6 protein-coding genes and 1 pseudogene are annotated in these 4,869 nt (G+C 60.9%); 4 read left to right on the forward strand and 3 right to left on the reverse strand.

Annotation, left to right across the window (positions count from 1 at the left end):
* From K359_RS56365 to K359_RS0147025, 4 genes and pseudogenes are all read left to right on the forward strand, one after another.
* A pseudogene (locus K359_RS56365) lies at nt 1–322 on the forward strand (IS5/IS1182 family transposase); the annotation flags it as partial.
* Between the two features lie 561 nt (nt 323–883).
* Complete coding sequence (locus K359_RS0147015) at nt 884–1,609, forward strand: hypothetical protein (protein ID WP_029085147.1); 726 nt, start codon at nt 884–886, stop codon at nt 1,607–1,609.
* 89 nt (nt 1,610–1,698) lie between these two features.
* The gene (locus tag K359_RS0147020; protein ID WP_029085148.1) at nt 1,699–1,962 is read left to right on the forward strand and encodes a hypothetical protein; all 264 of its coding nucleotides are present in this window, start codon (nt 1,699–1,701) and stop codon (nt 1,960–1,962) included.
* Between the two features lie 275 nt (nt 1,963–2,237).
* Nucleotides 2,238–2,495: a hypothetical protein gene (locus K359_RS0147025; protein WP_029085149.1), complete on the forward strand. Its 258-nt coding sequence runs from the start codon at nt 2,238–2,240 to the stop codon at nt 2,493–2,495.
* A gap of 1,067 nt (nt 2,496–3,562) precedes the next feature.
* Here the strand turns inward: K359_RS0147025 and K359_RS62765 are convergent.
* The 3 genes from K359_RS62765 to K359_RS0147045 form a co-directional block, all read right to left on the reverse strand.
* A complete protein-coding gene (locus K359_RS62765) occupies nt 3,563–3,736 on the reverse strand; it encodes a hypothetical protein (RefSeq protein ID WP_156929114.1) in 174 nt (57 codons plus the stop codon).
* A gap of 264 nt (nt 3,737–4,000) precedes the next feature.
* Entirely contained in the window at nt 4,001–4,180 is a 180-nt protein-coding gene (locus K359_RS0147040; RefSeq protein ID WP_029085151.1) for a hypothetical protein, read from the reverse strand.
* A 165-nt stretch (nt 4,181–4,345) separates the two neighbouring features.
* A complete protein-coding gene (locus tag K359_RS0147045; protein WP_029085152.1) occupies nt 4,346–4,642 on the reverse strand; it encodes a hypothetical protein in 297 nt (98 codons plus the stop codon).
* Nucleotides 4,643–4,869 lie beyond the last annotated feature (227 nt).

The following is a 4,869-nucleotide window of genomic DNA, read 5'->3' on the forward strand; positions in this document are numbered from 1 at the left end:
CAAGGGATACCGCGGCCATGACGCACAGAACCCGCGCCGCGTCTTCATCTCCGGCCAGAAGCGCGGCGTCTTCGGCACTATCAAGCGCCAGCTGCGGCGCCGCTCCGCTATCGAGCCCGTGATCGGCCATTTGAAGGCTGACGGACACCTCGGCCGCTGCTACCTCAAAGGCCGCGCCGGCGATGCCGCCAACGTCATCCTCTCCGCCGTCGGTTACAACTTCCGCCGCATCCTCGCCTGGCTAAGGGCTCTTTGGTACCTCTTCCTGGCTGCCTTCTTCTCAGTCACCAGCCACCGCACACCACTCAAATCGGCTTCTTAACCGACGACTAGTTTCGAACCGGATGTTTCGGCCACCTGCGCCCCCTTGCGTCCCGAAGGTAAATAGCAAACGAAAAGATCAACAAAAACAATGAAGTTTGATCGCGATTGATCACCTTTATCGCCGTTTGTTCACGGGGTTTTCGGTGGTCAATCTGTGGTCAGCATCCGACCCGCTCATGCTGATGAAAAGCGTAGTCTTCCGGGTAGTCGCCCTTCCCTGCCAAGAAGCAGGTCGGCAAGACACCGTGCACCTCGAATACCTCTACGTATGCGCCGGGGTCTTATTCTGCTTCGATCAGTCGTCAGCGATCTGCGCCTTTCGGGCTTTAGCCCATTGGCGGCCGCCGGATCGTAGATATCGCGCCTGCATCGGCTTGCTTGTGCTGTCGCAGCTGAACCATCAGGTTTATCCCTGCTCGGCTTTCGTCGACCTCTCAACTTGATCGAGCATTCGATGCAGTGACTGCCGCCGCGTCCTCGCAGTTTACGGCCGCGCTGCGAACCGCGCAGACGCTTCCTCCTTATCGTTACCGGGCTGGTGCTGTTCGGATCGCCACCCATGTTCGCACTTGCCGACTTCGGCCCGCAGCTCATTGCCGCCGCAGGCGGTCTCGCCGGCATCCTGATCGCGGTGCTCGGCAAGGCGCCGTCAAGGGCCGCGATGGTGCGCGAGCAGATCAATTCGTGGACCGCCGCCACCTACCGCGTCATCCTCGGCTGCGCTACGCCCGTTTTCCTGGCGAGTGCCGCCATCCTGATTTCGTGGAAGTTCGACGACCTGATGTTCGGCAAGCCGCTCACGCGGACGTATTTCGCGCACCCGTCGATTCCGCCCGTGAGCTCGGCCCTTTCCGTGACCGATGTGCTCGTGACGAAGCCGTTACCTCTTCTGACGGCGATGGCTTGGACGTTAGTGGCCTTCATCATCCTTCTCATCATCGGGCTCGGGGCGTCGCACTTCATCAATATTAACCGCTTCTCGCTGCACAACGTCTACCGCAACCGCCTGATCCGTACGGTCCTCGGCGCCTCGCATGCGGGCCAGACGCCAAACAAATTCACGGACTTCGACGAGCGCGACAATCTCAAGCTGCGCGATATCTGGCCAAGCAAAGCCGAGCCCGTGAATGGGCAGCCACAGCACGAACCCACGCCGCCGCCACAGTTCCTAGTCGTCAACATGGCGCTGAACACGCTGGCATCGCAGGAACTGCAGTTGCAAGAGCGCAGGGCGCTGTCGTTTGTGGCGACGCTGACCGCCATTTCTGGTCACCCGAACCGATGAAGCGCGGCGTGCCGAGCGACATGCCGCCGTTGTAGAGCGCCGCCGCGCGGAAGCAGCCTTCGATCGGGGCAGTGCAGTGACGATCTCCGGTGCCGTCGAACGACCCTTATGTCTACTTGTCGGATGGCGGCCATTTCGAAAATCTCGGCGCCTACGAGATGATCCGCCGCCGCTGCAAGTTCATCCTGATCAGCGACGCGGCCTGCGATCCGGACTTCGGCTACGAGGATCTCGGCAACCTGGTTCGGCGGGTATCGATTTCGGCGAGCGCATCAAGTTCCGGCCGCCGCTGGACGCGAGCCTTGGAAAGCCTCGCCCTACAAGGGCAAGAAATTGAGCGGGCGAGAGCCTGAAAAGCGCTGCGATTTCAACACATTGTAAATTTGAGATTTTTGGCGTGTCCTGTGAGTACCCGGCGAGATTTTAAGGGCCGCCGCAGGCTCGCAGCGCGGCCCGTGGTGAGCTGGCGGGGCTTGGCCGGTGGTTCTCCTGTAGCCCCGGCGCTGGCGGCGCGCTGGACGGCCTTGTAATGGCCCTGAGGCTCGCGCTTCCCAATCGTTGTCCGGGGTTGAACCGGCGACTAGCGTTCCGTTTGGACGCTCCCGTCCGATTGGAAAGCGAACTCAAAATGAATTTCGAAAGCAGCACCGATGTCGTCTGCATCACCAGCGATGAAGGTGACGCGCTCGTGCCCGGCACGCAGGCCCGTGCGGTGGCAGAACTGGAAGCCAACGCGACCGGCAAGCCGGTGACGATCCACAACCCCATCACCGACGAGGTGCTGGCGACCATCAGACCAGCGTCCGTCGAGCAGCCCGCCGAGGCCGTTGCGCCCGCCCTGCCGCTGCCTGCCGCCGTCGTGATGGTGGCGCGCTCGACGTGGTGATGGCGCGATGACGTTTGCCGTCCTACTCTGATGGCAAAATCCCGTTTCGTTTAATTTTCATGAATGAGCAATTTTGACCATTAGCTCGCGTTGTTTTGCGGCACAGTATGGTCGCTCTGGTTGCCGCGGCGGTGCTGATATTCCCGCCGGCTTTGGCCCCAAAAGCGGACACCCCATCGTTGATGGCTCGCACGGTGTCGCGGTGATGACGTGACAGTCGAGGTGATGCGCGGCGGCCGGGCGGGGATTGCGCACCATCGCGGCGGCGCTGACCGGCTCCTGTGAGAAATACGTAAATGTATCCGCTACCCTGAGCAGAGAGCTGCCCGGTGCCAGAGCCGGGGGGCGCAGAGGGGTCGGGGGAGAGCCACCGGGGATATTAATCGGGTGTGACGGGCCGGGCCCCGGCCCACGATATTTGTGTTGATGGCCAGAAATATCGGCGGGGCTTATGGGAGGTGTCCACGCCGGTTTTTCCCAACCTCCCGAGGAGTGATCGCAATGACACCAGATGAACCAACGGTAGAGGAAGTGAAGGTACCAGAGGCAGCTCCGGCCGTGGAGGCAGTTCCTACGGAGGCTCCGGCTGTGGAGGCTCCGGCGGATGCACCGGCTGCGGTTGAAGCACCGAAGGCAGAGTAGTGATGGTTGCGGCCCCCGGCGAAGGGGGTCCTTTGCCGGGGTGGTAGTGGAGGATCATGACGTTCAAAAGAAAATGGTTTGGATTGGAGTGCCCGATGTTCGGACCTCGCGAAAGGCGACCTGTTTTGTTTCCTGCGAGTGGCCTATTTCGGCCAGTACCCAGTTTCCCGGCGTCACCAAGCAACGCGTTTCCGATGCCCGCCATCATCGTCGAGCGCGCGCCCGCCGATATCCCCGCGCAATCTGCCATCGGGCATTGCCCGGCCCAAAGTCGCCGGTTGTGTCGTCGCGGATGAGCAGGTGCCGCCACGACGGGCGCGGGCCGACGTCGAGGTAGAAGTGCACAAACGAGCACACCTCGTTTGGCCGGGTCGCGCGATCGGATCGCGATCCATGCGGCGAATTCGGGCGGAAGCGTTCCGTGCCTATGGGATGATCTTGTCGCCATCGGCATCGTCCGCCCTCAAAGGCAAGTTTTTCATCAGCAAGGCAATATCGGCATCCGAGATTGTGAAGGCGGCGGGATCGACAGCCGCGAGCGGCGGATATTGGAGCCGCCGCCGAAGCCAAGCTCGCAGCTCAAGCCGGTCGAGCCTCACGACGCCTCAAAAAACTGGTCGCGCTGCGCCGGGTCGAGCCGCGCCCAGCCCTGCATTGTGGCCGTGACCAGATCGATGCGCCGCATGCGCGTTCCCTTTTGAAAAGCGGATCGGGCAAACGAAACACAAAAAACGAAAAACGCAAATATGCTGAAGGGGCGCGGTCGCGCGGTCCCCGCGGAGGTCCGGTCGCGGATGGCCGCGACGGTCCGCCCAGCGGTCATCATCTCGACAGCCACGACCACGGCAGTGGCCTAGTTTGCCCTAGCGATGTTCAAGCTGGTCGCCATTGAAGATGTGCAACATGCCGGAGAAGGCACAGTGGTCCGCCTCCACGACAACGGCCCCCGCTCGGTTTGCAAAAACCGACACGATGAAACCCGGATACTCGTAACCTGAGCGCTTCTTTACTCGGTCGCCTACTTTGAAGGGGACGTCTGTCATTTTATCTCCTGTAAGGCCGCCTCAGTTGGGTAGTGGGGCGGTCATTCCGCAGCCTTCTTCGCTAGTTCCAGTCCTTGCTCACGCCCCTCGGAGATGCCTCGGGCGATTGCACTTATGATGCGGTTCGGGCTCGCCCCGCCCATCCCTTGGAAGGGCCACAAGGCGTTATGAATCTTCCGGGCGCGCTTCAAATCTGCTTCTGTAACGTTCGGCTTTGACATGATCGAAAGATGCGCCGTTGGTAGTCAACATTCCAGCCCAGAACCCCGCCACAATTTCGGGAAGCCCGTTCCATTGCAGGCCGGGCAGGTACATCCTTTGATCTTCGGCTGCATTTGAAGTTTTCCGGCCGCCCGCAGGCAGCGGCTGCGTAGGCAGGATATCCGTATCGGGCTGGCGCCCACGCGACAAAGCCAACGCGAACGCCAATACGACTGCTGTTATGATGATCGCCCCACGCATACGAACGTCTTTGTTCCCTCCGGGCAATATGCACAATCTGACAGAAGTCGAAGGCCGCCCCAGTTGGCGGCCTTTTTCCACGGTATCAGGCTTGGTTCAATTTTTCCCAATTTGAATCCGGGAACGCCCCAATTCGCTAACGACACGTCAATTTCTTTTGGCACGTGAGCAATATTGACCAGCCTTGGAACGTCGGCTGTTCCAACCTTCGGCCATCACCGCCCTGT

This window comes from Bradyrhizobium sp. th-b2, assembly GCF_000426785.1.
Lineage (GTDB): Bacteria > Pseudomonadota > Alphaproteobacteria > Rhizobiales > Xanthobacteraceae > Bradyrhizobium > Bradyrhizobium septentrionale.

What these genes read in the sequence shown, in the direction of transcription:
- K359_RS0147015 (WP_029085147.1), top strand. Translation starts at nt 884, where the DNA reads ATGTTCGCACTTGCCGACTTCGGCCCGCAGCTCATTGCCGCCGCAGGC.
- K359_RS0147025 (WP_029085149.1), top strand. Translation starts at nt 2,238, where the DNA reads ATGAATTTCGAAAGCAGCACCGATGTCGTCTGCATCACCAGCGATGAA.
- K359_RS0147040 (WP_029085151.1), bottom strand. Translation starts at nt 4,180, where the DNA reads ATGACAGACGTCCCCTTCAAAGTAGGCGACCGAGTAAAGAAGCGCTCA.
- K359_RS0147045 (WP_029085152.1), bottom strand. Translation starts at nt 4,642, where the DNA reads ATGCGTGGGGCGATCATCATAACAGCAGTCGTATTGGCGTTCGCGTTG.